The sequence below is a fragment of the Bacillus fonticola genome, from assembly GCF_012955605.1.
In the GTDB taxonomy this organism is placed as follows: domain Bacteria; phylum Bacillota; class Bacilli; order Bacillales; family JC228; genus Bacillus_CG; species Bacillus_CG fonticola.
Map to the genome: position 1 here is coordinate 282,099 of NZ_CP052135.1, position 21,877 is coordinate 303,975.

The following is a 21,877-nucleotide window of genomic DNA, read 5'->3' on the forward strand; positions in this document are numbered from 1 at the left end:
CTTTCAATGAATAAGAAAATTGTATTGCTACCTGGTGATGGAATTGGTGCAGAAGTGATCCAGTCAGCGCAAGAAGTTCTTCACGCTATTGCTGAAGAATATAATCATCGTTTTTCGTTTGAAATTCAAGACATAGGTGGAGCGGCAGTCGATCAGCACGGAACACCGCTGCCAGAAACAACCGTCTCCGCTTGTCAGCAGGCGGATGCCGTGTTACTCGGTGCCGTCGGTGGGCCGAAATGGGATGACCTCCCCTCACAATTACGACCAGAGAGGGGGTTGCTCGGCATTCGTAGTGCCTTAGGCTTATATGCCAATCTTCGTCCAATCAAAGGTTTCTCCAACTTAATGCACGCATCTCCATTAAAGGAGAGTGTCATCAAAGGCAGCGATCTTCTCATCGTGAGAGAACTGACGGGTGGTTTATATTTTGGCAAGCCGAGTGAACGTATTGACGGGGGCGAGTCCGTTGTGGATACATTATTTTATACACGAAATGAAATTGAAAGAATTGTAGACAAAGCCTTTCAGTGTGCACAAGGTAGACGTAAGCAGCTTACCTCTGTTGATAAGGCAAATGTACTCGAGTCTAGTAAGCTTTGGCGTGAAGTGGTCGAGGAGAAGAAGAAGGACTATCCTGATGTATTAGTTGAGCATCTTCTCGTGGATGCAGCGGCGATGAAGTTGATTACGAACCCGACGCACTTTGACGTGATCGTAACAGAAAATCTATTTGGAGACATTTTAAGTGATGAAGCGTCTGTTCTGACAGGTTCCCTAGGAATGCTTCCATCTGCAAGTTTACGAGATGATGGGGTGGGCCTTTATGAACCGGTACACGGATCTGCTCCAGATATCGCAGGCAAAGGGGTAGCAAATCCCACAGCAATGATTTTGTCAACGGCGATGATGCTTCGGCATTCATTTGGATTGGAAGAAGAAGCACAACTAGTGGAACAGGCAGTTCAAACTGTATTAGATAACGGCTATTATACAGCTGACATTCAACAAACGGTGGGGCGAAAAGTAGGGACGAGGGAAATGACCGCATTGATTGTTGATTACATTAAATCCGAAAGTGCCTCCCATTGCATTCAAAGTTGTTATGCGTAGTGAGTGAGGCCGGGTTAGAGGGGTACACGTGGACTTATAGCGGATTGTGCAGACTCGTGGGGGATTGCGCAGACTTATGGGGGATTGCTCAGAGTTATGGTGGGAATACGCAGACTCACTGTGGATTGCGCAGACTTACGGGAGAATGCGCAGACTCACGGTGGAATGCGCAGACTCATGGTGGGAATACGCAGACTCACGGTGGATTGCTCAGACTTATGGTGATTGCGCAGACTTATGGTGGGAATACGCAGACTCATGGTGGGAATACGCAGACTTACGGGAGAATGCTCAGACTCACGGTGGAATACGCAGACTCATGGTGGGAATACGCAGACTCATGGTGGGAATACGCAGACTCACGGGAGAATGCTCAGACTCACGGTGGAATGCGCAGACTCATGGTGGGAATACGCAGACTCACGGGAGAATGCGCAGACTTATGGTGGATTGCGCAGACTTACGGGAGAATGCGCAGACTCATGGTGGGAATACGCAGACTCATGGTGGGAATACGCAGACTTACGGGAGAATGCGCAGACTCATGGTGGGAATACGCAGACTCACGGGAGAATGCTCAGACTCACGGTGGGAATACGCAGACTCACGGGAGAATGCGCAGACTCATGGTGGATTGCGCAGACTCGCTTCATCGAATGTCGCTCAGTGACCTTCATTTCCTGAATTCACAAACTTAATTACATGAGGTGAGAAATTTTGTCCAAACCGAAAACAATTATTGATAAAATTTGGGATCATCATGTCGTCCATCAAGAAGAGGGAAAGCCGGATTTACTTTATATCGATTTGCACCTCGTCCATGAAGTCACCTCCCCACAAGCGTTCGGAGGGTTACGAATGAAAGGACGTACGGTAAGACGTCCGGATCGAACATTTGCGACGATGGATCATAATGTCCCAACGAGGGAGCGCCATGTGATCCATGACGCTATTTCAAAAATGCAAATGGAAACATTGAAAAATAACTGTGAGGAATTTAGGATTCCCCTTGCAGATATCGACCATCCCGATAATGGCATTGTCCATGTCATCGGTCCAGAACTGGGGTTAACGCAACCCGGGAAAACGATCGTGTGCGGGGACAGCCACACCTCTACTCATGGGGCGTTTGGTGCCCTTGCTTTCGGAATCGGTACGAGTGAGGTTGAGCATGTGTTAGCGACACAAACACTGAAACAGACTCGCCCGAAAACGATGAATGTCAAAGTGCATGGAAAGCTTGGAAACGGTATTACAGCTAAGGATTTAATCCTTGCGATCATCGCCAAAAATGGTGTGCGCTTTGGTACCGGCTATGTCATCGAATACACTGGCGAAGCGATTCGGTCCCTTTCAATGGAAGAGCGGATGACCGTTTGTAATATGTCGATTGAAGCTGGTGCTAGAGCGGGACTCATTACACCAGACGAGGTGACATACGACTACTTACGAGGAAAAAGGCACGCTCCTGATCCTGAGGTGTTTGATGAATCTGTGGAGAAATGGCAAGCCCTTGCGTCAGATGAGGGGGCAATTTATGATGCGACTGTGGAAATCGAAGCGGATGAAGTTGAGCCACAAGTGACATGGGGGACGAACCCGGGCATGTGTATCCCGATCAACAGCCCCGTTCCTGACCCTGCTGTTGCTGTGAAAGCAAGTGAGAAGGAAGATATTCAGCGAGCTCTTGACTATATGGGATTAACGGCGGGAGAAAAATTGACCTCGGTCAAAATCCAACATGTGTTTATCGGATCGTGTACGAACTCAAGACTCAGTGATTTACAAAAGGCCGCGAAGATCATTCAAGGTCGGAAGGTGAATGGTTCTGTGCAAGCCCTTGTCGTCCCTGGCTCGTATAGTGTAAAGCGAGCAGCAGAAGAAGAAGGGTTGGACAAAATTTTTACAGATGCTGGATTTCAGTGGCGGGAAGCCGGCTGTAGCATGTGCCTTGCGATGAACGATGACATTGTGCCACCGGGCGAACGTTGTGCCTCCACATCGAACCGTAATTTTGAAGGGCGGCAAGGAAACGGATCACGCACGCACCTTGTAAGTCCAGAAATGGCTGCAGCCGCCGCAATCCAAGGGCATTTTGTCGATGTCAGGACATTTGCCAGCGCACCACTTTACTCATAGGGAGGGGATTTGATGGAACCGATTCGGCTACATGAAGGCCTTGTGTATCCACTAAACCGGGCGAATATCGATACAGACCAAATTATTCCAAAGCAATTCCTGAAAGGGATCGAGCGTCAAGGCTTCGGGCAGTTCCTTTTTTTTAACTGGCGTTATGACAGTGATGGAAAGTTACGTGACGATTTTTCTTTAAACGATGAAAAGTACCGGGGGGCATCCATTTTGGTTGCGGGGGAAAACTTCGGATGTGGATCGTCTCGGGAACATGCTCCGTGGGCAATCGAAGACTTCGGATTCAAGGTGATCATTGCCCCAAGCTATGCGGATATTTTTTACAATAACAGTGTGAAGAATGGGATTCTATTAGTTCAACTGCCTGAAACACAGGTCGAACTGTTGACGAAGCGTGCAGAAACGGATTCATATCGTGTAAGCATAGACTTAGAAAAACAACTAGTCTCGGATACAAAAGGGTTTGAAGCACCCTTTGACATCCCGTCTTACCATAAAGAAATGCTCCTAAACGGATGGGACGAAATCTCCGTCACCCTAACACAAGAAGACAAAATCACCACATACGAACAAAACCACTAAACCGGGAACAGGTACCACCCGGTTTTTGTCAGTTTTTGTCGAAAGCTACTGAAGTAAAAGTAGTAGTTGGCTTTTCGACATAATTCGGGGCGTACCTGTTCCCTGTGTAAGGAGTGTGAAGAACTTGGGAATTCACTAGTCGGGGCACATATTACAAATGCGATGGAATATTTAGCGAAGGTTGTTCACCGTACACCGTTAACTATGTCAAATTCGATTAATCAATTAACAGGAAAACAGGTCTACTTCAAGATGGAAAACCAGCAAAAAACAGGTTCCTTCAAAATTAGAGGAGCTGCTTATAAATTGTCTCGCCTCCATGATAGTGAGGCAAAACAAGGAGTGATTGCTGCTTCGGCGGGGAACCACGCACAAGGTGTCGCTCTTGCTGCGGCTAATCGAGGTATTCAAGCGAAATTATTTATGCCAGAAAGAACACCACTCGCAAAGGTTGAAGCGACAAGAAGTTACGGGGCATCGACGGTTCTGATTGGCGAGTCTTTTCAAGAGGCATATGAAGCTGCCAGACTGGAACAAAACAAGTACAATGCGACACTGGTCCATCCATTCGACGATTATGATGTTATGGCTGGTCAAGGCACGATTGCGATGGAAATGCTTCAACAACAACCATCGCTTGATACAATTCTAGTCCCTGTTGGGGGTGGTGGATTACTTGCGGGTATGGCAGTCGCGGTGAAGTCCATTGATCCGTCGATTCGCGTTATTGGTGTGCAGGTAGATAATGCAAATGCACTATATAACCAGTTTCATGGGAACGAACAATCAAAGTTTCAGGATGGATCAACCATTGCAGAAGGAATTGCTGTGAAAAAGCCCGGAAACTTAACATTCCCTCTTATTCACAAGTATGTAGACGATATGATAACCGTCTCTGATAGATCTATTGCAAACGCCATGCTATATATGCTGCAACGAGAGAAAACTTTAATCGAGGGAGCGGGAGCAGCCTCATTCGCTGCCCTGCTCGTCCACGGTCAGCGCATCCGATCCAACCACTGTGGCATCGTCGTTAGTGGCGGCAATATGGATATAGAGAAATTGCACCAGATTCAGCAAATGGCAAAGAAAGACGAAAGGTGTTTTATACATGCATAATGGGAAGCTGCCAGACCCTATATGGGGTCTGGCAGATTTTAAAAGGATGGCTACGAGGAAATTCGACCGGAGAATTCCTACTGTTTCATTCATTAAAAATATCCAGTTTCATTTAGTTCCAGAACCCTTAGCATCCTTCTCGAAATAAATAAATACATTGGTAAGCCACTTGGCAAGGACAGCGCCTAACACGTAGACAAGGAATAAATGGAAGAATGTCGTTCCTTTTGATAATTGGACTAAGTCGAAAGTTACCAAGATTGGTTTTAAAACGAATGAAAAAATGGCGCTTACGATAATAGCGTAAAGATAATAATTTTTCCCGTTTTTCAGCAGCCATTGATACAATAAAATATAAACTACTGGAATTAAGGAAGTATCTAATCCGATATTGTTTGGTAGGAAAGGAATGAATTTGTAGGGATATTCCCAAAACCCATATCTTGTGGCAAACCCATCAAAGTAGATGGCGATGATATGGTGACTGTATCCAAAAAATCCGAGAAGAAAGGCCCTTTTTCTATCGATAAAAAAGTAAAGTATGACCAGCGGAATGATAAACATGAGAACATTTACCCAAAATTGCCATGTGTCGATATTGGAATAGGTTGCCCAATAATCCATCCCCTTTGTTCGTAGTTGTTCCTGAACTTCCTTTAATTGTTCAAATTGCTTCCATTGTTCAGCATTCATAAGTGTAGTCCCTCGTGTCTAAATTGAATTATCTGTTTGTCTTCAGGATGTACCGTAAAAAGTAACACCTTCAAGTACCTATTAGTAGGTGCATAACTCATTAAAAATATGCAAGAAAAGTTGTAAAATTGTTAGTAGTAATTTTGGTGATTGCGGGGGTGTTGCAAGTGTTAGGGATCGATCTTTGGAAGGGAAGTTATCATAGGAAAAAAGGGGCTTTACCACACCGCGGTGCCTGTCCCCCTGGTGTAGTGGCGTGTTAACGCGTTGGAGATCAGGGACCGCGATGTGCGTGAATGTCATCGATCATCCGCTAAAATCGCGGAACATTATAAATGTTGGTCTAAGAAACGCAAAATGCCCTCGTAGCCTTGCTTCTGGTTTTTCTTTTTCGTAAAGCCGTGACCTTCATCAGGAAAGACGATGTATTCGACGGGAACCGCATTTTGCTTTACTTTTTCTACAATTTCATCAGACTCCACCTGTAGCACACGAGGGTCATTTGCACCTTGGAGAACGATCAAAGGCTTCTCGATCTTTTCAGCATGAAAGAGTGGCGAGATGCTATGAATGTAATCCTCCTGCGTGTATGGGTTACCGATCTTTTGATAGAGAGAATCGCGCATCGTTTCCCACCAAGATGGGATGCTCTTTAGCGTCCGGTCCCAATTGGCCACTCCGAAGATATCCACACCTACTTCAAACTCGTCAGGACGGAAGGCTAAAGCTGCTAACACCATATAACCACCATAGCTTCCTCCAATAATGCCGATCCTCTTTTCATCGACATAACCGGTATCCGCTAAGAACTCTTTCGCTCGGATGCAATCTTCAAGATCAACCTCCCCATGTTTTAGATCCGCAGCTTGAAAGAAGGTCTTTCCATAACCGGAGCTTCCTCGATTATTGACTGCCAAAACAGCATACCCTTGGTTGACCAAATATTGAATGACAGGACTATAGATTCGCATCGATTGTCCACCAGGTCCACCGTGAACCCACACGAGAGCGGGAACTTTTTCCCCTTCACGGACATGAGGTTTGTAATAAACAGCGGGAATCTCTAGTCCGTCAAAGGATGCGTACCTGACAATCTTGTCTGTTGCTAACTCCTGTTGATCCATCTCGGAATTGAAGGTGTTCGTTAACTGCTTAAGTTCCTCCGTTTCTAGATCATAGACGTATAGATTGTTGGAAGAAACGGCGGATTGGAGCATGAAAGTGACTTTCTTTTCAGAAGCGGACATTTTACATTCAGTGATAAATCCTTCTGGGAGTGGTACGGAAAGCTCTTTTTTCGTTTGCCAATGTATAATTTTTGGACGCCGCTGTGCATCTACATTCATTCCGTAGACGAGGTATTGGCTCTGTTTGGAAAAGTAAGCATAGGATAAGTCCCATCTTTCTTCGATGACCGATTCCTGTGCGCCGCTTTCAAGATTTATCTTTTTCAGATAGAGATGCTCTCTGTCGTCATCTGTTAGAAAATAGAGTTCCTTCGAATCGTCACCGAAGCATTGTGGATGGTAAAGAATATCATCGTCATGCGGAAGTAACGGCTTCAGCTCTTCTTTGACCGCATCGTATAAGTACATCGTGTTGCTGTTCATGTTATGTGCTGTTGTGAGAGCCACATACCGTCTATCTTTAGATATAGCCGCGAACTCGTATCCATCGTTCTTAAATAGGAGTGTAGGCTCTAAGGAATCAATATCCATATAATAAACGTCCATAAATCGCGGGTCCCTCTGATTGACACCAAAATAGAATCCTCGATCATCCTGAGACCAACCATAGTAAATCGCCTTCGCTTGGTCGAAAGGGGTAAGATCTGTTACATCCCCTTGTTCATCCTGAAGGTAAATGTGGTGTAATTCATTTCCTCCTTGGTCACTCGTGTACAAAAAACGACGATCGTTCGGAAAGTAGCTGAGCACATGAACGGCTTCTTCTGTCGATTCGGTGAGTGGTGTCGGATCCCCGCCGTCTATGGCAATCGTATAGGCATTATAGACACCGCTTCGATCACTAGAGTAAATAATGGATTGTTCATCTGAAGAGATGGACTGACTGTGTATCATCTCTGTTTGTAAAAATTGGTCCATTGTGTATCGTGCACCTAACGTTTTCTGATGGTTTTTCAAATTAGGAATCCTCCTTGATAAATTGTTTTTTTGCCTATTATGTCTCTGCACTACTTTCTACTAATTGAGTTCAACTTCCTTTAAAAACTTCAAAGTATTCATAGTTATAAACGGCGGTTTTCGGCAAGAGATGGCGCATGGTATATACTGATTGCGGGCAGTTCCCCTTCGCTCATAAAACACAGTGAATTTATACAATCAATCTCTTGCTAAACAAGACTTAGAAAAATCGTCGTTGCTTTTTTCTTTACTGCTTTACGGGGGCGGGGGACTGACCCCATTGTGGTAGTATGAAGGTAGTCAACGAGAATCGTATATTCATAGAAAAAAGGTGTTACATAATGGGTCATATCGAAAAAGGCGGCCGATCCTATACGAAAACGATTTTGTCCTTATTTTTAGGGAGCTTCGTCACGTTTGCCATTTTATATAGTGTGCAACCGCTTATCCCGACGTTCTCAAAGCAATTTGATGTGAGCGCTGCGACGGCCAGTTTGTCGTTATCCCTTTCCACCGGGGTACTAGCGGTATCGATGCTAGTGACGTCCACCTTTTCTGACAAGGTTGGGCGCAAACCAATTATGGTTGCCTCGTTATTACTTTCCGGGATTCTGGCGGTTGTGACGGCGTTCAGCCCTAATTTTACCTTTCTGTTAATTGTACGTGCACTTTTAGGTGTGGTGTTAGCCGGGTTTCCGAGTATCGCCATGACGTATATACAGGAGGAGTTTCATCCGAAAAACCTCGGTGCGGTCATGGGGATTTATGTGAGCGGGACATCCATCGGAGGATTGAGCTCGCGTGTTGTGATGGGGGCACTGACGGACTGGTTTTCCTGGCAGATTGCACTAGGAGTGATGGCCGCCCTCTGTCTTTTGATCGCTGTATGGTTTTGGAGAAGCTTGCCGGATTCCGCCCATTTCCAGCCGCAATCGGTAAACTTGAAACAATTGCTGTCTGCGTTCGGCACAAATTTGAAGCAGCCGAGCTTGCTTTGTCTTTTCACACTGGCCTTTTTGCTAATGGGCAGCTTTGTCTCACTGTACAACTATATCGGCTATCCGCTCATGGCCCCGCCCTATAATTTGAGCCAAACCTTGGTGGGACTGATTTTTCTCGTCTATCTTGTCGGTACATTCAGTTCCAGCTTTATGGGGCGACTGGCTGACCGATCGGGAAATGCCAACATGCTCTTTTGTAGTATCGTTATCATGCTCGCTGGAGGTCTACTCACATTAAACGGCTACTTATGGATTAAGCTTGCCGGTGTGGCGCTCTACACTTTCGGATTTTTCGGTGCTCATTCGATTGCCAGCGGTTGGGTCGTACAAAAGGCAACTAAATATAAAGCACAGGCGTCGTCTTTGTATCTGTTGTTTTATTACGCCGGTTCCAGCCTTGTAGGGACGAGTAGCGGCGTGTTCTGGACTCAATTCGGTTGGGGAGGGTTTATCGCTTTGATTAGTGGGTTGCTGGCTGTTTCTTTGGTGATTGCGGGGGTGAAAGGTGTCAGTCCCCCAGTGTAGTAAAGTATTAACGCATTGGGGGTCAGGCACCGTGATACAATTTCGTTGCGTTATAACGTGGAAGGAAATGGGGTTCTATTCCAAGATTAGGTGTTCCTTATACGCCGCGATTACTCAAAACTTCTATACGTTTTCTGTTGACCAGAACTAGAGGATTATCACTCATACAGCTCCCTCAGAACCGAACTCCATTTTTATTTAATATAACATGTAAACTTTCAGACTACCCTTTCAACCAACGCTATATTCTTCAAAACCATCATGCTCTCGCTTGTAGTCCTGCCATTGTTCAGGTATTGAATATTCCTTTGTTTGAATTCATGCGAATTTCCCCTTATAGATATATTGTCTTTGTCTGGGTTAGAAGTCTACAAGATGTATAACCTTTTTTTATGAAAACAAATAAAAATAATCTATTTTTATTATGCCTTAGTGTGTAATACAATTTAAACTAATCAGATAATTTTATTTGGTCATTTGTAAGCGTTATCAACGGGATGGGGGGAAGAATATGAAATCATTGTTTAAGCATCGTTTCATGCAAGTTGGATTTACCTTGGTAACTTTATTTTCACTTGTGTTAGCCGGTTGTTCCACTAATACTGCAGGATCTTCTAATGGCGAATTTTATGCTGATCAATCAGTGGAATTGTTAGTTCCATTCGGTACAGGAGGAGGAACTGATACTTTCGCACGCTTTGTTGCCCCTTTTTTAAGTGAAAGTATTGCAGGTAACCCGACCATACAAACTGTAAATGTGCCGGGTGGAGGAAGTATTAATGGTTCAAATGAGTTTGTTCTAGGAAGAGAACATGATGGTTTAAGTGCATTAGTTACGAGTGCTTCTACGCACATGCCCTATTTCCTTGGAGACCCAGCAGTTCAATATGATCTGAAGGAAATGAAACCAGTGATGGGGCTACCTACAGGTGGGGTTGTGTATGTAAGCCCGGAAACAGGTATTACGAGCGCTAAAGATATTCAAAACCCTCAAGAAGAATTAATTTATGCAGGTATTAGTGCTACTGGGTTGGATTTAGTTACTTTACTGGCATTCGAGGTTTTAGATATGGACGTAAAAGCAGTATTAGGATATGACGGTCGTGGCCCTTCTCGTGTAGCTTTCGAACAAGGTGAATCCAATATTGACTACCAAACTTCAACTGCATTTCTAACAAATGTTCAGCCGTTAGTTGAAGATGAGCAAGCTAATCCATTATTTGCTTTCGGTCAATTAGATGAAAATGGGGATGTAATCCGAGATCCAGCATTCCCGGATTTACCATCATTAAGTGAATTTTATGTAGAAGCTTATGATGAAGAGCCCTCGGGAGAAGCATGGGAAGCATATAAAGCCTTCTTAGGATCCTCATTCACTGTCCAAAAAGTAATTTGGTTGCACAGTGATGCACCGGAAGAAGCTGTAGAAGCGTTATCAGCAGCAGCTGTTGAAGTAGCTGAGAACTCAGAGTTCCTCGCTAACGGGAAAGAAGTACTAGGCGGGTATTCACCATATATAGGTGAACAGTTAGATCAGGTTGTAACCAATATGTTAAATACCGATGAAGATGTAATAGATTGGACTATTGAATTTCTTGAACAAAATTATGGTGTAGAAAGATTTTAATAGAAAAGGGGGAGTCGATTCTCCCTTTTTTAATCAGGATTCAGCAGCTAAGGGGGGGTTACGTTGTTAGAAGCAGCCGTTGAGGCACTAATGATAATTTTAGATCCTACGAGATTACCATTCATGTTTCTTGGTATATCAGTTGGTCTTCTTATAGGGCTGTTACCAGGATTAAGTGGAACAGTAGGGATGGCCATTTTATTACCCTTCGTATATGGGATGGATCCTTTTTCGGGAATGGCTATGCTGATTGGTATGGCAGCAGTGCTACATACCGGAGATACATTCCCATCTATCTTAATTGGTGTACCAGGCTCGTCTGGGTCTCAAGCTACTATTATGGATGGTTATCCTCTGGCGAAAAAAGGGGAGGCTGGTAGAGCTTTAGGAGCAGCCTTTTTCTGCTCAATGGTTGGTGGAGTTATTGGGGGAATTGTTTTATTTATCTCGATACCTCTTGCAAGACCATTAGTGCTTGCTTTTGGATCCCCCGAACTATTTATGCTAGCGATATTAGGGTTAAGCATGGTCGGCATTTTAGCAGGTAATGCTCCGATTAGAGGGGTATTAGTAGGTTTGATTGGTTTAATGTTGGGTGCGATTGGAGCTGCCCCTGCAGTTCCGGAATATCGCTACACATTTGAATCGATTTACCTATTTGATGGCCTGCCTCTAGCAGTAGTAGCATTAGGGTTATTTGCATTCCCTGAAATTATCGAACTTCTTGCTAAAAAACAGAGTATAGCAAAAACCGAAAAGCTAAAAGGCGGTTGGATGGATGGAATTAAAGATTCCTTAAGGCATAAATGGCTCATTGTAAGAAGTTCAGCCTTAGGTTCCATCATTGGGTTTATACCTGGTCTTGGAGGTAGTGTGGTTGACTGGATCACTTATGGGATTACAAAACAAACGACTAAGGATAATGAAAATTTTGGTAAGGGTGATATAAGAGGGGTAATCGGACCTGAGAGTGCAAACAATGCCAAAGAAGGTGGCGCCCTCATCCCGACATTATTGTTTAGTATTCCTGGGAGTGGTACAACTGCGATTCTACTAGGCGGACTTTCGCTGATGGGTATTCAAGCAGGTCCGAGAATGGTAAATGAAGATATCTCTATTACTCTATCAATCGTTTGGACGTTAGTTTTAGCCAATATATTTGGTGCTGCTGCATGTATTTTATTAAGTAAATATATTGCAAGGTTAAGTTTAATACCTGCCACAAAATTAGTGCCATTTCTATTAGTTATTTTAATGGTCGCTTCCTATCAAAGCTCCAGAAATTTCGGTGACTTGATTTTGTTTGTAGCAATTGGATTGTTAGGACTGGTCATGAAAAGATTGGATTGGCCTAGAGCTCCATTACTGATCGGTTTTGTGTTATCAACCGCTACTGAAAGATATTTATGGATCTCTATGGAACGGTATGGTTTCACATGGTTGCTACAACCTGGGGTAATCGTAATTGGTGTTTTGATCATTGTCCTTCTATTTGGTGGTTACTACCTTAAACGTTCTAGTGAGAAATCGAGTGCTGCTTAGGAGGGGAGAAATATGTCAAAAGAAGTGAAGTCAATCTCATTTACCGTGTTTCTGCTCATTGTATTTGGCTTAATGGCATGGGAGGCAAGTACATTTGCGGATTTAGCTAAGTTTTTCCCTTTTTTTGTGTCAATATTCGCCGCCTTTCTTGCTCTTGTATCCATTGTATTACAAAGCATTGAACTAAAGAAAAAGAGAAATGAAGAGAGCGATCACGATGAGGATATAGATAAAAAGGCACTTACAAAATATATTCTTTGGGTTGTTGGCTATATAGCAGTCACTTATGTAGTAGGTTTAATTCTCGCTACGATCTTATTCTTACTGCTGTTTCTTTTATTGGAATCAAAATTTCGTGTATCCACTTCTGTTTTATGCACTACTTTTGTAATTGGGATACTTTGGATTATTGGCAATGCATTGAATTTATATTGGCCTGAGGGTCTTCTAGGTATCACGATCTTTTGATAAAGGAGAGAACAGATGACTATCACAGAATCGTTAGCTGACCATTATGTTCAATTAGATTATGAGTCTTTACCTGAAAGTGTCATCCATGAAGCAAAATTATGTTTGCTAGATTCGTTAGGTTGTATTTTGTCTGGAGTCCAAACAAGTGAGATTAGAATGCTATCGAAGGAACTAACTCAATCTACAAGAGATCAATCGGCAACTTGGATCGGACTGGATCAAAAAAGCTCCTTACTTTATGCGGCAATATTGAACGGGTCCATGGCACATGCCGTTGAAATGGATGATGTGCATAAAGAAGCCAAATCACATGCGGGAGCGGTAGTGGTTCCAACTGTCCTCACGTACGGTGACCACGCTAACAGTTCGGGAAAAGATGTGTTAACCGCGATTGTTGTCGGTTACGAAACGATGTTGAGGATTGGTAGAGGAATTAACGCTACTGCCCATAGGATGAAGGGTTGGCATGCAACGAGTACATGCGGAACGTTTGGAGCGGCAGCAAGTGTTTCAAAACTATCAAATTTCAATCAAGAGCAAATGGTAAGTGCTCTAGGTTTAGCGGGGACTCAGTCATCAGGTTTATGGGCTTTTACATCAAACGGTGCGAATTCGAAAATGTTTCATGCAGGTTCGGCATCGGCAAGTGGTTTGCTTTCTATTTTACTTGTGAAGGGTGGTCTAACAGGAGCTACGAAGATTATCGAAGCAGAGGACGGAGGGTTTTTCCGTAGCAGTTCAAATGATTATTCTTATGATGCTGTTTTAGATAATTTGAACAAAGAGTTTTTAATAACGGATATGACTCGTAAGCCTTTTGCGTGCTGCAGAAGTATGCACCCTCCGATTGAAGCAGCCTTAAATTTACGGAAACGTAATATTAAATTGAGTGAGATTGAATCAATTAAAGTGCATACGTACGAGGTGGCGAAAGTGCAATGTGGGTTTACAAAGTCACCAAAAAATATTTCTGATGCAAAATTTAGCATTCCTTATGGAGTAGCTGTGGCTCTTATTGATGGTCAGGCATTAATAAAACAGTTTACTTCGGAAAGGATCAGAGATGAAGAAGTCCTTCACTTAGCTTCGAAGGTAGACATTGTTGTTGATGAAAAATTTGATAGCGCGTACCCGAAAAACTGGGGTTGTTCTTTAGAAGTTCAAACAACTAATGGCACTTATACTGAGGTAATAAAGGATGCAAAAGGAGACCCAGTTAATCCTCTATCAAAGCAAGAGCTCGAAGAAAAATTTATATATTTAGCTAAGGATTTAATTGGTGAATCCAGATGCGTTGAAATTATTCGTATGATAGCAGAACTAGAGACAGTCAATGATATATCTCAACTTGTAGAACTTTGCTCGCCTTTAAGCTTAATTGGAAAATTAGGAGGTAAAGCATGACATCCTTAACAAAAATTCCGTGCGTATTTATGAGGGGTGGAACAAGTAAGGGAATTGTCATCAACAAAAAACACTTGCCTAGTAATCAGGCAGAGAGAGATAAATTGATTTTAAGAATTTATGGAAGCCCGGATCAGAGACAAATTGATGGATTAGGTGGGGGTACTCCTGTAACTAGTAAAGTAGCCCTTATTGAAGAATCAAATGATGAACATATCGATATCGTCTACACTTTTGGGCAAGTAAGCATTACAAAAGATGAAATAGACTACAAACCGACTTGTGGAAACATTTCAACAGCTGTGGGGCTGTATGCTGTAGAGGAAGGTTTTTGTGAGTTGAAAGAACCGTGGACGGTCGTAAGAATCTTTAATACGAATACCAATAGGGTTATTGAAGTGGAAGTCCCGACAAAAAATGGAGAGACTATGTATGAAGGAGACTACTCCATTTCAGGTGTACCAGGAACTGCCCCTAGAATCAATGTGAACTTTTTAGATTCTGGAGGCGCTATAACAGGTAACATTCTACCGACTGGAAATGTAAGGGATACTGTAGAACTTCCATCGGGAGAAATTTATCAAATCAGTGTCGTTGATTCAGCCAACACACTCATCTTTATCACTGCCGATCAACTCAATATTCGTGGAACGGAAATAGGGGATAAATTTAACCAGCAGCCATTGCTTAAGAAGCTTGAAGAAATCAGAGTGACTGTTGGTGTTCAAATTGGCTTAATAGATGATGCAAAAAATGCAAGCCCATCCACACATGCTTTACCTAAGATCGCAGTAATTGCTAACCCAACAGACTATGTGAATAGTGAGGGCAATGACGTATTAGCGGAGGACATCCATGTTACGGGGCGATATATTGCGATGGGGACTCTCCATCAAGCCTTTGCAGTAAGTGGTGCAATTGCCATTGCGACGGGTGCTCAAATCCCTGGAACTGTTGTCGCTGATATCATCTCCAGTCATGACGGTCCTGTTCGAATCGGTCATCCTTCGGGGATCATTGAAGTGGAAGCAGTTGTTAAACAAACTGAGGGCGGCTATGTGGTGGAGAGAGCAGCCATTGGAAGAACGGCAAGACGACTTATGGAAGGGCACAGTTTAGTACCGTCCAACCTATATAAAGGAAGAAGTGAAGTCATAAAGCTGGTGTAAAACCAGCTTTGTTACTTCACTAGTTATTGATCTAAATGGTAAAAATCCTTTATGAATCCTACAAATGCATCAACTACAGTTAAGTCCAGTAGTTCTGTCCTGTATAAAAGTTGCGTTTTCCTTAGGATTCTTTCATTGCCTTGAACTAAATCAATAGTGTGCAAATTATCTTCTTCCTTTAGAGAGATGCTTGGAAATATAGCATAACCGAGTCCTTTTTTGACCAATTCTTTACACGTTTCAATCCGATCAACTTCCATAGAAATATTAGGAGGAACATCAAATATACTGTGCCACCATTGATCAAAAGTATTTTTTAAGCCGAAATCAGTTCGATATCTAATCAATTTTAGGTTTGGTAGACTCTGCAAATCGATTTTATTTTTCGAAGCAATGCACAACGTTTCTTCATTTAAAACTAATTGTTCACCAGACCAATTTTGTTCTCCTCTTAATATCGCAACGTGGACTTCTTCACTTTGTATTAATTTAATGACCTCTGAGCTCCAACCGGTTGTGAGACTAATGTCGACTTTGGGGTACTTGGTTAGGAATCCCTCTAACAGTAGGGGGAGCTGATAGAGGGCAAAGTTACTTGACACGCCGAGCCGTAAAGATCCTTGAACTTCACTTTTCATGTTTCGTAAAGTGTCTTTCGTATTACTTAGTTCTCTGATCATTTTTTGAGAATGTTTGACCAGGAATTCACCTTCTTTTGTAAAAACAACACCTTTGCTTCCTCTAAAGATGATTTGGCAATCAAATTCTTTTTCGATCTGCTTAATTCGATAGGTTAAAGCAGGTTGAGATATGTATAATTTTTGAGCAGTTTTTGTAATGGTTCCTTCTTCGTGTAGGTTCAATAGCAAGTTCCAATCTTTCTCGTTCATAGCAACTGCTCCTTTTTTGTATGGTTTGAAGAGGCTTATATAAATGAAGTGAAAAAGAATGTTGAAAATATGGCTGGGTTTCCGTTCATTGTATGAGTGTCTTAATTATAGCATGCATCATAAATTTTGTTTATGGAAAAGGATAAAACATTAATATTTCACTTATGTTTTGATCTATTTTAATCTATATATAGATAGTTTAATTGCGAAAAAAACTTCTTCGAGGTGAATGGATGTGTCGAATCACGATGAATTGAATTTTGATGTGGTGGTAGTCGGAGCGGGAAATGCTGCACTTTGCGCTGCTATTGCTTCGAGAGAAAAGGGTGCGAAAGTACTTGTATTGGAAAAAGGACCTAAACGAAAACGCGGAGGAAATTCGTATTTTACTGATGGAGCCATTCGGTTTGCATTCAATGGGCTTGATGACTTAAGAAAGGTCATGCCGAGTATCTCTAATGAGGAAGCATCGAAGATTAATATGCCTCCATACACAGCGGAAAAATATTATTCCGATCTAATGAAGGCAACAGGAAACCAATCAGACCCTGAATTAGCGAACCATCTTGTAAGTAAATCATATGAAACGATTGAATGGATGCACAGTCATAAAATTGTGTTTGAATTAATCTACGATAATCAATCGTTTGTTAAGGATGAGGTTTATCACTTCTGGGGTGGACTTCCAGTCAAAACACAGGACCGGGGTGTCGGATTAATCAAGCAGTTAAACGAAAGAGCAGGGGAGCTTGGCATTGAAGTTTGGTATGAATCACCCGCTGTGAAAATCAACACGAATAACGATGAAGTGACTTCCATTGTTGTCAACAAGAACGGAGAACAAGTAACGGTTCAAACGAAAAGCGTTGTGTTAGCATGTGGTAGCTTTGAAGCAAACAAGAAGCTTCGTGCTGAAAACTTAGGTGAGGAATGGAACCACGCCATCTTAAGAGGAACAGAATTTAATACAGGTGATGGTTTGACAATGGCCTTCGAAGTTGGGGCTCAGCCTTTTGGTCAATGGAGCATGGGTCACGCGATAGGTACTGATGCCAATGCACCGAAAGTGGGGGATTTTACAAAGCCAGGGGATATTTTTAAAAAACATTCATATCCACTGGGTATTATGATTAATAAGGATGGCGTCCGTTTTGTCGATGAAGGCGCTGATTTCAGAAACTATACGTATGCAAAGTATGGTCGCGAAGTATTAAAACAACCAGGACATGTTGCTTATCAAGTTTATGATCAGCAAGTTAGACCCATGCTTCGTGACGAATATGATCGTGAAGAAGCAACATGTTTCAAAGCGGATACCATAGAAGAACTAGCTGCTCAGTTGGATGTAGACCAAGAACAATTTATCAAAACAATTGCAGAATATAACGATGCTGTCCAGGGTGGAGAGTATCAACCTGCTGAGAAAGATGGCAAAGGAACGGAAGGCATTACGCCGCCTAAATCAAATTGGGCGTTGAAATTAGAGAAAGCACCATTTTATGCTTACCCAGTAACGTGTGGTATGACTTTCTGTTTCGGAGGCTTAAGAGCAAACACCAAGGGAGAAGTGTTAAATAAGAGTGGAGAACCGATTCAAGGACTCTATGCAGCCGGAGAAATGATTGGTGGAATCTTTTACGAAAACTACCCTGGTGGTTCAGGACTAATGTCTGGAGCGGTTTTTGGGAAAACAGCAGGAACATCGGCTGCTAAATATGTAAATGGGCAGCTGGTTTAGAAGTTTTCTAGACAAGTAGAAACCTGTTTCCTATATACATGAAAACCTAGTGTATGGCCAGAAAACAAGCTGACCTTGGACGTGCCGAGAACAGCTTGTTTTTTTGCATTTCACTGGCATATATTTGTGAACTAAAAAGAACTGGCACCGCCCGCTATTTGTCGTTTTTCGACATAATTCGGGGCGTACCAGTTCCGGATATTAATCACCGTTAAAAATAGAGTTCTTCACAACTACATAATCTACAGTACGGATCGCTTCGAGTTTGTTTCCTCCGGCATACGAAATCGAGGATTGCAGGTCTTGCTCCATTTCGATCAATGTATCCTGTAGGGAACCTTTGTAGTCGACGAACATTTTTTTACCTTCTACATTTTTCTTTTCGCCTTTTTGGAATTCGGAAGCTGAGCCGAAGTATTCTTTATAGCGCTTGCCATCTTTCTCGACGGTTTCTCCTGGAGATTCTTCGTGGCCTGCAAATAGTGAGCCGATCATGACCATCGAGGCACCGAATCGAATCGATTTCGCGATATCACCATGAGTGCGAATTCCACCGTCTGCAATAATCGGTTTGCTCGCTGCCTTTGCACACCAACGTAGGGCAGCTAATTGCCAGCCTCCGGTTCCGAAGCCTGTTTTAATCTTCGTAATACAAACTTTCCCAGGCCCGATACCTACTTTAGTCGCGTCAGCACCCGCATTCTCTAATTCTCTTACAGCTTCTGGCGTACCTACATTTCCTGCAATCACAAAGGTTTGAGGTAAGTGATTCTTAAGATGTTGGATCATCTTGATGACAGTATTTGAATGACCGTGTGCGATATCAATTGTAACGAATTCTGGCACGAGTTGTTCCTCTGCTAATTGCTGTACAAATTGATACTCTTCCTCTTTCACACCTACACTAATAGAAGCGACAAATCCACGAGCGTGCATATTCTTGATAAATGAGATCCGCTTTTCAGGTTCGAAACGATGCATAATATAAAAGTAGCCATTTTCCGCTAAGAAGGTCGCCACCTTCTCGTCAATAATCGTTTGCATATTAGCAGGCACCACAGGCAGTTTAAACGTATGTCCGCCCAGGGTCACCGCAGTATCACACTCAGAACGGCTATTTACAATACATTTTGCTGGGATTAATTGAATATCTTCGTAATCAAATACATTTTCCATAGGTTACACCCCTAAACACGAATGTTGTATAAAGTTTAAATGGTTAATGTTCGTACATAGGTACTGTACTTTATTTCTTGGGGGATGTCAAAGGGCTCTACCGTCAGGGTAGTGATAGGCACCGCCCCCTTTTAGTGTACACTTCTCTTTCGTTCCTCGAGACTAACGGTTCTTCCTCCGTTGTTTGTTCGCTTGGTTTCGTTTCTTTTTGTTTTTTGCAACATTTTTGCTAGATGATTTATGGGTTGGTTTCGAGTCATGACCAAGCAACTGGCCGAGTAAGGACAATTGATCGCTCTCCTTCACCGTTTTTAGAGGTGGAGTGGTTCGCCTTTTAGGTGGCGCTGAGAAGGATTGATGAAAGATTTCACGTTCCTTAAGAAATTCCTCCTCTGGAATAATCGTTGGTCTACCCCACTCGTGAACAAATGTAAACCTCCATAAGTCCTCACGGTTCCGTTTCATTAGCTGCTTCTTCACAGCTTGAATATGTTGTAGCGACTTTCTTATAGCTTCGTCGTTAGCCAATTGATGTTCACGAAGAAAATCGTATATGAAGGGAGTACCCCATACGAGTGAAAACGCTGAATCGTCCTCGGTTGAATAAAAAGGGTGTAAAGTTTTTTGTACTGTGCTTTCTAAGCTGCTAAGCTGGAAGCTAAAAGTTGACCAAGTCTTCTTTTGATAAAGAACCTTTGAGAATTGGAACCAGATGTCAGCGCTTATGTCAAAGGAGATATCCCTTTGCTCTAACATATAAACTGCAAACGACCAGAACAAATCACGATAAGTATTATGATACTCCTGGGATTGTTCGGTCCACTCTGTTTTGTTATAGGCAACTCTCTTATTATGGGTCGCTAGGTTGGCTAAATTTTGTTGAAATCTAGGGAACTCTGTTTTTACAATGTAATCATCATAACCGTATTGTTGGAGTGTAGCGGTTAGCTTATCCCAACTAGGTCTTTGTCCGTTTTTTAAAGATACGTAGTATTCTTGAATAAGATAATAAAAAGCGGCCTCAACTAATTCATCTTCAGCACCGCTGATTAACCGGTCACTGTCCGCTATAGGCTGATACATGTCATGAGATAACTTAAACGCAACATCATTGAGATTATAAAAGCGTATTTTATTCAATAGAGGAATAAACAAATCAAATCCAGTAGCAGGGTCTTGGACAAAAGGTTGAAGATGTAATCGTGCTTTCTCCATTTCCCTTTTATATAGATAGTACTCCACCGCAAAGTTGCTTAGATAAGGAAATTCCTTTGCATAAAATGTCGGGATTACTTGACTTGTTGTTTTGACTAACTGTAAAACTTCTTCGTACTTTTTCTCGCGAATAAGTTCTTCTTTCGTTTCAACTAACACCGTTCCAAAATCGTCTTCAATCAGCATATGGTCAGTAGGAGATTGACCTAGCAAGTCCATAATCTGTTCAAATTGACCCTCTAATGAAGAATTCATAAAACGTTCGTACTATAAATCCTTCTGTTTTGTATAAGATATCATGTATTATCACCTACTATATTATGAATGATAGAGAATACAGTCGCGTGGCCGCGGGAACTATTTCAGTGAATGCGGCACGTTCACTCATAATCGCTTATCTGTTAAGTGGGGAATATTTCGCATAATTGCAGCCATCGTAAAAGAAACACAAGGGATGGACGTTGAAGTGATGGGTTCTTCTCTTTGATAGATGTCGACGAGTTCGTATCGATCCTCGTGTAGTGTATATTGCTCTAATATTCCGTTTTCAGGATCCACAATCCAGTATTCATGAATTTGAAAGAATGCGTAGGACTTTAGCTTTTCAATTTTATCGCGTCTTAATGTGGAAGGAGAGAGGATTTCTACTACAAGATCAGGTGCTCCCTCTACACCTCGTTTACTTAAAATGTCTAAACGCTTTCTGTTGATAAGAACAAGATCGGGTTGACGTACCTCAGTCGTAGATAAAATAACGTCAACCGGAGCATATAACACAATATAATCCGATTCACAGCTTCTGCTGAGCACTTTTTGTATTTCAAAGCTAACTAATTGATGAATTACCGAAGGCGCAGGGCTCATTAATTCTAGCTGACCACCTGCTAGTTCATAGGAGTTCCCATCGTCTAATGACGCATAGTCCTCGTAAGTGAGTCCACCTTCTTTTACGAGGTGATTAAATTGATTCTCCTTTCTCGAGTGCTTGTCGCTCATTCCAACCCCTCCGCATGAACCCCATTTTTGTATTTAGTGTAACATATTAGCGTGCGTTTTCAGTGCCATCGCATCTACATTCAGTATCCTAAAGCCTATAGAGCGGGTCCTCGCTTACAATACATTGACGATCGTGGGCAAAGGGACCGTGCAGGCACCACTCATCCGATTGCTCCCTAATAGAACCGCCCCTTGCTTCAAAATTCATAGTAATAGTAAAAAATTTTTATGAATATCTATAAGACAAGGAGGGATGGCTTTTTAGGCATCGATAAATAGTAGTAATTTCATTAAATGGAGGGATTGCGTGGAAAATAGCAC

At 42.5% G+C, this 21,877-nt stretch carries 17 protein-coding genes; 11 read left to right on the forward strand and 6 right to left on the reverse strand.

Annotation, left to right across the window (positions count from 1 at the left end):
• Positions 1 to 6: 6 nt before the first annotated feature.
• From leuB to ilvA, 4 genes are all read left to right on the forward strand, one after another.
• Positions 7 to 1,113 (forward strand): 3-isopropylmalate dehydrogenase, encoded by a 1,107-nt coding sequence (gene leuB / locus HHK01_RS01445; RefSeq protein ID WP_170006076.1) that lies wholly within the window; start codon positions 7 to 9, stop codon positions 1,111 to 1,113.
• Positions 1,114 to 1,830: 717 nt separating this feature from the next.
• Positions 1,831 to 3,252 (forward strand): 3-isopropylmalate dehydratase large subunit, encoded by a 1,422-nt coding sequence (gene leuC / locus HHK01_RS01450; RefSeq protein WP_170006077.1) that lies wholly within the window; start codon positions 1,831 to 1,833, stop codon positions 3,250 to 3,252.
• Between the two features lie 12 nt (positions 3,253 to 3,264).
• Positions 3,265 to 3,846 carry a 3-isopropylmalate dehydratase small subunit gene (gene leuD / locus HHK01_RS01455; RefSeq protein ID WP_170006078.1) on the forward strand — a complete coding sequence of 194 codons (582 nt, stop codon included), beginning with the start codon at positions 3,265 to 3,267 and terminating at the stop codon, positions 3,844 to 3,846.
• Between the two features lie 162 nt (positions 3,847 to 4,008).
• Complete coding sequence (gene ilvA / locus HHK01_RS01460; protein ID WP_170008606.1) at positions 4,009 to 4,965, forward strand: threonine ammonia-lyase; 957 nt, start codon at positions 4,009 to 4,011, stop codon at positions 4,963 to 4,965.
• 108 nt (positions 4,966 to 5,073) lie between these two features.
• On the opposite strand, the gene HHK01_RS01465 is transcribed toward ilvA, so the two are convergent.
• Together HHK01_RS01465 and HHK01_RS01470 are read right to left on the reverse strand one after the other, a co-directional pair.
• A complete protein-coding gene (locus tag HHK01_RS01465; RefSeq protein WP_170006079.1) occupies positions 5,074 to 5,658 on the reverse strand; it encodes a CBO0543 family protein in 585 nt (194 codons plus the stop codon).
• A gap of 329 nt (positions 5,659 to 5,987) precedes the next feature.
• Complete coding sequence (locus tag HHK01_RS01470; RefSeq protein WP_228027618.1) at positions 5,988 to 7,802, reverse strand: S9 family peptidase; 1,815 nt, start codon at positions 7,800 to 7,802, stop codon at positions 5,988 to 5,990.
• Between the two features lie 341 nt (positions 7,803 to 8,143).
• Between HHK01_RS01470 and HHK01_RS01475 the strand changes: the two genes are divergently transcribed.
• The 6 genes from HHK01_RS01475 (at position 8,144) to HHK01_RS01500 (ending at position 15,541) form a co-directional block, all read left to right on the forward strand.
• Positions 8,144 to 9,328, forward strand: a complete 1,185-nt coding sequence (locus HHK01_RS01475; protein WP_170006080.1) for an MFS transporter — start codon at positions 8,144 to 8,146, stop codon at positions 9,326 to 9,328.
• 511 nt (positions 9,329 to 9,839) lie between these two features.
• Positions 9,840 to 10,955: a Bug family tripartite tricarboxylate transporter substrate binding protein gene (locus tag HHK01_RS01480; RefSeq protein ID WP_170006081.1), complete on the forward strand. Its 1,116-nt coding sequence runs from the start codon at positions 9,840 to 9,842 to the stop codon at positions 10,953 to 10,955.
• Positions 10,956 to 11,018: 63 nt separating this feature from the next.
• A complete protein-coding gene (locus tag HHK01_RS01485) occupies positions 11,019 to 12,497 on the forward strand; it encodes a tripartite tricarboxylate transporter permease (RefSeq protein ID WP_170006082.1) in 1,479 nt (492 codons plus the stop codon).
• Between the two features lie 12 nt (positions 12,498 to 12,509).
• Positions 12,510 to 12,965 carry a tripartite tricarboxylate transporter TctB family protein gene (locus HHK01_RS01490; RefSeq protein WP_170006083.1) on the forward strand — a complete coding sequence of 152 codons (456 nt, stop codon included), beginning with the start codon at positions 12,510 to 12,512 and terminating at the stop codon, positions 12,963 to 12,965.
• A gap of 15 nt (positions 12,966 to 12,980) precedes the next feature.
• Positions 12,981 to 14,372 (forward strand): MmgE/PrpD family protein, encoded by a 1,392-nt coding sequence (locus tag HHK01_RS01495; protein WP_170006084.1) that lies wholly within the window; start codon positions 12,981 to 12,983, stop codon positions 14,370 to 14,372.
• Positions 14,369 to 15,541, forward strand: coding sequence for a 2-methylaconitate cis-trans isomerase PrpF family protein (locus HHK01_RS01500; RefSeq protein ID WP_170006085.1), 1,173 nt, complete (start codon positions 14,369 to 14,371; stop codon positions 15,539 to 15,541). The genes HHK01_RS01495 and HHK01_RS01500 overlap by 4 nt, the downstream gene beginning before the upstream one ends.
• A 23-nt stretch (positions 15,542 to 15,564) precedes the next feature.
• On the opposite strand, the gene HHK01_RS01505 is transcribed toward HHK01_RS01500, so the two are convergent.
• Entirely contained in the window at positions 15,565 to 16,431 is an 867-nt protein-coding gene (locus HHK01_RS01505; RefSeq protein ID WP_170006086.1) for a LysR family transcriptional regulator, read from the reverse strand.
• Positions 16,432 to 16,660: 229 nt separating this feature from the next.
• Between HHK01_RS01505 and tcuA the strand changes: the two genes are divergently transcribed.
• A complete protein-coding gene (tcuA, locus tag HHK01_RS01510; RefSeq protein ID WP_170006087.1) occupies positions 16,661 to 18,169 on the forward strand; it encodes an FAD-dependent tricarballylate dehydrogenase TcuA in 1,509 nt (502 codons plus the stop codon).
• Between the two features lie 201 nt (positions 18,170 to 18,370).
• Here tcuA and guaC read toward each other — a convergent pair whose 3' ends face one another.
• From guaC to HHK01_RS01525, 3 genes are all read right to left on the reverse strand, one after another.
• Positions 18,371 to 19,345: a GMP reductase gene (guaC, locus tag HHK01_RS01515; RefSeq protein WP_170006088.1), complete on the reverse strand. Its 975-nt coding sequence runs from the start codon at positions 19,343 to 19,345 to the stop codon at positions 18,371 to 18,373.
• A 162-nt stretch (positions 19,346 to 19,507) separates the two neighbouring features.
• A complete protein-coding gene (locus tag HHK01_RS01520; RefSeq protein WP_170006089.1) occupies positions 19,508 to 20,815 on the reverse strand; it encodes a hypothetical protein in 1,308 nt (435 codons plus the stop codon).
• A gap of 129 nt (positions 20,816 to 20,944) precedes the next feature.
• Positions 20,945 to 21,556 carry a Uma2 family endonuclease gene (locus HHK01_RS01525; RefSeq protein ID WP_170006090.1) on the reverse strand — a complete coding sequence of 204 codons (612 nt, stop codon included), beginning with the start codon at positions 21,554 to 21,556 and terminating at the stop codon, positions 20,945 to 20,947.
• Between the last annotated feature and the right edge of the window lie 321 nt (positions 21,557 to 21,877).

Bases quoted from the DNA above. Each gene is read 5' to 3' on its own strand.
- leuB (WP_170006076.1), top strand. From the start codon at position 7: ATGAATAAGAAAATTGTATTGCTACCTGGTGATGGAATTGGTGCAGAA.
- leuD (WP_170006078.1), top strand. From the start codon at position 3,265: ATGGAACCGATTCGGCTACATGAAGGCCTTGTGTATCCACTAAACCGG.
- ilvA (WP_170008606.1), top strand. From the start codon at position 4,009: ATGGAATATTTAGCGAAGGTTGTTCACCGTACACCGTTAACTATGTCA.
- HHK01_RS01465 (WP_170006079.1), bottom strand. From the start codon at position 5,658: ATGAATGCTGAACAATGGAAGCAATTTGAACAATTAAAGGAAGTTCAG.
- HHK01_RS01475 (WP_170006080.1), top strand. From the start codon at position 8,144: ATGGGTCATATCGAAAAAGGCGGCCGATCCTATACGAAAACGATTTTG.
- HHK01_RS01480 (WP_170006081.1), top strand. From the start codon at position 9,840: ATGAAATCATTGTTTAAGCATCGTTTCATGCAAGTTGGATTTACCTTG.
- HHK01_RS01490 (WP_170006083.1), top strand. From the start codon at position 12,510: ATGTCAAAAGAAGTGAAGTCAATCTCATTTACCGTGTTTCTGCTCATT.
- HHK01_RS01495 (WP_170006084.1), top strand. From the start codon at position 12,981: ATGACTATCACAGAATCGTTAGCTGACCATTATGTTCAATTAGATTAT.
- HHK01_RS01500 (WP_170006085.1), top strand. From the start codon at position 14,369: ATGACATCCTTAACAAAAATTCCGTGCGTATTTATGAGGGGTGGAACA.
- HHK01_RS01505 (WP_170006086.1), bottom strand. From the start codon at position 16,431: ATGAACGAGAAAGATTGGAACTTGCTATTGAACCTACACGAAGAAGGA.
- tcuA (WP_170006087.1), top strand. From the start codon at position 16,661: ATGGATGTGTCGAATCACGATGAATTGAATTTTGATGTGGTGGTAGTC.
- guaC (WP_170006088.1), bottom strand. From the start codon at position 19,345: ATGGAAAATGTATTTGATTACGAAGATATTCAATTAATCCCAGCAAAA.
- HHK01_RS01520 (WP_170006089.1), bottom strand. From the start codon at position 20,815: ATGAATTCTTCATTAGAGGGTCAATTTGAACAGATTATGGACTTGCTA.
- HHK01_RS01525 (WP_170006090.1), bottom strand. From the start codon at position 21,556: ATGAGCGACAAGCACTCGAGAAAGGAGAATCAATTTAATCACCTCGTA.